The organism is Aeromonas sp. HMWF014, assembly GCF_963878295.1.
GTDB lineage: Bacteria > Pseudomonadota > Gammaproteobacteria > Enterobacterales > Aeromonadaceae > Aeromonas > Aeromonas popoffii.
On sequence record NZ_CAWNYS010000195.1, the window covers coordinates 1 to 4,289 of the forward strand.

Below are 4,289 nucleotides of genomic sequence, written 5' to 3' on the forward strand. Positions count from 1 at the left end.
ACCCCGATGCGATCCGATTCACTGGCCAGCGCCACCGCCGAGACAAAGGCGTGTTCCGCCTCCGTCGCCAGCTCGGTGATCTTGCGCTCCGTGTCGATGAGCTGCCGATCCGTGTGCTGGCAATGGGTCTTGGCCTGGGCGATCTGGTTGTTGGTGTCCTGGATGTTGCGGGCTATCTCCTGCGCCGTGCTCGCCATCTGCGTGATGGCCGCCGCCATCTGCTGGGTCTGGGCATCCTGCTCGGCAATGTCAGAACTGGCCTCGCTGGAGGCGCTTTTCAAGTGCACCGCCAGATCTTGCAGGGCGTGGGTGGCATCATCCACCCGCCCCAGCACGGTCCGGATGCGGGCCTGCAGCAGCTTGATGTGAAAATCGGCGATGGCACTCGGTTCCTGCCCCGAATAGATGAGTCGGGTCAGGCTGTCATACTCCTTGGCCAGCTGCTGCAGGTAGCGCGGGGTGGTGATGAGCTCGTGTCGATAGAGCAGGCCCAGCAGCACCAGCGGCAGCGCCATATAGAGTGGCGCCGAGGCACCAAGCTGCATAGCCCCCAGCCAGGCCAGCGCCAGCAGCCCGGCCCCGGCGACCCCGTGGCGCAGCCATGACAGGGAGAGATGGGGCTGACGACCCCCTTGTTCGGCAGCGCGCAGACGGGCATAGGTGCGGGCGGCAAGGTGCTTCATCTGCGGATCGGCGCGGCAGCGCACCGACTGGTAACCATTGACCTTGCCCTGCTCGAAGAGGGGGGTGACATAGGCATCCACCCAGTAGTAGCGGCCATCCTGGCAGCGGTTCTTCACCATGCCGCGCCACGGCTGGCCCTGCTTGAGCTTGCCCCACAGATCGGCAAACGCGGCCTTGGGCATGTCGGGGTGGCGCACCATGTTGTGATGCTGGCCCACCAGTTCGGTACGGCTGTAGCCGGCCACCCGGCAGAAATGATCGTTGGCGTAGGTGATCACACCCTGCAGATCCGTGGTGGAGACCAGCTGTGTATCGGCAGGGAAATCGACTTCCTGATCAACAAGATGGGCCTTTTGTTCACGCATGTTGCACTCCATTCTGAGTCATTACTCAACAAAGTGTCGGGAAGTGGTCAGACCCTGTAAAGGGCGGCATGAGCAGAGTGTGACAAGGGATACCTAAACAACATTTAGCAGGAAGCCTGGCCGAATGTGAGCTACCGCCCCCATCAGGTCAGACCATCAAGGCAAGGAGAGGTGACTGGTGATGGCCTTGAACAGCACCGGATAATCATCCTCGAAATGGTGCGATCCCGGCAGGGTCACTGTGGTCAGGTTGGGCTGCTGCAACCGGAGGCAGAGCCGCACCGGAGAGTCGTCATCCGCTCCCTGTATACAGAGCATGGGCAGGGTGCGGATGACATTGACCTCTGGCTGGGTGGGGTAACTGCCCGCCTTGTCAGGCACAACTATATCGCTGACATGGATCTCGAAATCGAGGCAATCGAGGCAATCGAGGGGGAGAGCATCACAGCACCTATCAGGCTCTTGCGGTAGGGCTCGGGCAACCGATTGATAACGAAGGACACTATCTCGGCACCGAAGGAGAACCCCACCAGCGCCGCCGGGCTCAGGCTGAGGTAGTCGGGTTCGACACTGCCACAGCAGCTCCTCGATAAATTCGGGCTGGCCGATGGGATCCCCCATCACGATCCCGCCATTCCCAAAAATTGGTTGACTCACCGAGTATATTTGCCTACCTGCTGCGACGAGCCACCAGGGTGAACTTGTAGTCATCGCTCTTGAAGAAGTTGCGACTGAACTCGAACACTGTGCCATCTTGCAAGAAGCCACGGGAGACCTTCTCGATAATGGGCTTGGCGGGATCGATACCGAGCGCCTCCACCACCTGCGCCGAGGGGAGCACCGGAATGATCTCCTGCTCGCTGCGGTCGATCACCAGCTGCTTCACCTCTTCGATGTAGTGGTACTTGGAGCCCTGCATCACCGCGTAGCTGAGATCGGGGAAGAGGGCGAGCGGCATCCAGGTCTCCTCCAGCGTCACCGCAATCTGGCGAATAAAGCGCACCCGCTTGACGTAGTAGACCAGCGCCCCTTCCAGCAGATTGAGCCGCTCGGCCAGCTCGCGGTTCGCCTTGATCACCTCGAAGGCGAGAATGTCGCTGTGGGTCTCGGCCGCCGGATCGGTCACCTTCTCATAGAGGCTGGTGAGCTGATAGATGTCGTAGTTCACCTTCTCCTGCCGCACGTAGCTGCCGCTACCCTGAATGCTCTCGATGACGTTGAGTTCGGTCAGCTGCTTGAGGGCCTGACGCACCGTCACCCGGCTCACCCCGAACTGCTCGCGCAGCTCAGCTTCGGTGGGCAGGGCATCGCCGGGGGCCAGCTCACCTTGCGCAATCCACTGCTGGATGGTGTCGGCTATCTGGCGATACATGGGTTTTTTCGACACGAAAGGCCACCTCGTCGGCTCTGCGCCATGATAAATAGAAGAGGCGCCATTCTACCCCAGTTGCCCGGCAGACAAAACGGCTTGGCCTTATTTGACCTAACAAGTCACCTCGACCAAATAATACAAAAACAATACAAATAATGGATTGTATGATACCAATCACAAAAATCAGTCGGCCGGTTTGTTAGCATCGCTGTCACTTTCACCATGACGGCTTGCTGGCAAGCCAACCTGACAGAGGATCATCATGAATCTGACCAGTCTTACCGGCCCCCATCTCATCACGTTGCAAACCCGGTTTGCCGATCGGGATGCGGCCATTCATGCCCTGGCTGAGCGGCTCGATCAGGCCGGCAAGCTGCACGACAAGGCGGCCTTTCTGGCCGCGGTCATGGCCCGCGAAGCACAGGGCCCCACCGCCCTTGGCGAAGGGCTGGCGGTGCCCCACGGCAAGTGCGATGCGGTGCGCGAAGCGGCCTTTGCCGTCGCTACCCTGAGCGAGGAGCTGGGCTGGGAGGGGATCGACGGCCCCGAGCCGGTCAACCTGATCTTCATGCTGGCGATCCCGACCGATCAGGCGGGCTCCACCCATATGCAGCTGCTCACCACCCTCACCACCGCCCTGGTAGATGACGATACCCGCGAGGCGGTGCTGGCGGCCAAAAGTGCCGAGCAGCTGATGGCGCTGCTCGGTGGTGAAGGAGATAGCGGAAAACAACCGCAAAAAGAAGACAAATTAGATATAAATAAACCCACTGTGGTCTGTGTCACTGCCTGCCCGGCGGGGATCGCCCACACCTATATGGCCGCCGAGTATCTGGAAAAGGCGGGGCGCAAGCTGGGCATTCGGGTACTGGTCGAGAAACAGGGCGCCAACGGCATTGAGGATCGCCTGCCGCAAGAATCGCTCGATGCCGCCGTGGCCTGTATTTTCGCCGCCGAGGTGGCAGTCAAGGAGCAGGAGCGTTTCGCCGGCATCCCCCGGATCGAGACGCCGGTGGCCGAGCCCATTCGCCATGCCGAGCGGATCCTGAATGACGCGCTGGAGGCCGCCAAGGCCGGGCGCACCGCCCCGACGCCCAACACCAGCCAGAGCGATGCCCCAAGCGGCAAGAAGGTGAGCCTCAAGACCGAGCTCAAGCAAGCGCTGCTGAGCGGCATCTCCTTTGCCGTGCCGCTGATCGTGGCGGGCGGTACCGTGCTCGCCGTCTCTGTGCTGCTGGCCCAGATCTTCGGCCTGCAACATCTGTTTGATACCGAAAACTCCTGGCTCTGGATGTACCGAAAACTCGGCGGTGGCATGCTGGGCACCCTGATGGTGCCGGTGCTGGCGGCCTATACCGCCTATTCGCTGGCGGACAAACCGGCGCTGGGCCCGGGCTTTGCGGCGGGACTGGCCGCCAACATGATTGGCTCCGGTTTTCTCGGCGGGGTGGTCGGCGGCCTTATCGCCGGTTACCTGATGCGCTGGGTCAAGCAGCATGTGCGCCTCGGCCCCAACTTCAACGGCTTTCTCACCTTTTACCTCTATCCGGTGATCGGCACCCTGGTGGCAGGCAGCTTGATGCTGTTTGTGATCGGCCAACCGGTGGCCTGGCTCAACAACAGCCTCACCGAGTGGCTCCACGGCCTCTCCGGCACCAATGCGCTGGTACTGGGCGCCCTACTCGGCTTTATGTGCTCGTTTGACTTGGGTGGCCCGGTCAACAAGGCGGCCTACGCCTTCTGCCTCGGCGCCATGGCCAACGGCGTCTACGGCCCCTACGCCATCTTCGGTGCGGTCAAGATGGTTTCGGCCTTTACCGTCACCGCCTCCACCCTGCTGGCGCCGCGACTGTTCCAGACCTTCGAGA

At 61.4% G+C, this 4,289-nt stretch carries 3 protein-coding genes and 1 pseudogene; 1 reads left to right on the forward strand and 3 read right to left on the reverse strand.

Annotated elements, in window-relative coordinates; genetic code table 11:
- From AAC083_RS07820 to AAC083_RS07830, 3 genes and pseudogenes are all read right to left on the reverse strand, one after another.
- Positions 1-1,049: methyl-accepting chemotaxis protein (locus AAC083_RS07820; RefSeq protein WP_108536257.1), on the reverse strand; the 1,049-nt coding region annotated here is incomplete at its 3' end.
- Positions 1,050-1,205: 156 nt separating this feature from the next.
- Positions 1,206-1,582 (reverse strand): annotated as a pseudogene (locus AAC083_RS07825) (AcvB/VirJ family lysyl-phosphatidylglycerol hydrolase); the annotation flags it as partial.
- A 137-nt stretch (positions 1,583-1,719) separates the two neighbouring features.
- Positions 1,720-2,436, reverse strand: coding sequence for a GntR family transcriptional regulator (locus tag AAC083_RS07830; protein WP_108536255.1), 717 nt, complete (start codon positions 2,434-2,436; stop codon positions 1,720-1,722).
- A gap of 247 nt (positions 2,437-2,683) precedes the next feature.
- Here AAC083_RS07830 and mngA point away from each other — a divergent pair.
- Positions 2,684-4,289 (forward strand): PTS 2-O-a-mannosyl-D-glycerate transporter subunit IIABC (mngA, locus tag AAC083_RS07835; RefSeq protein WP_108536256.1); only part of this gene is annotated, 1,606 nt, incomplete at its 3' end.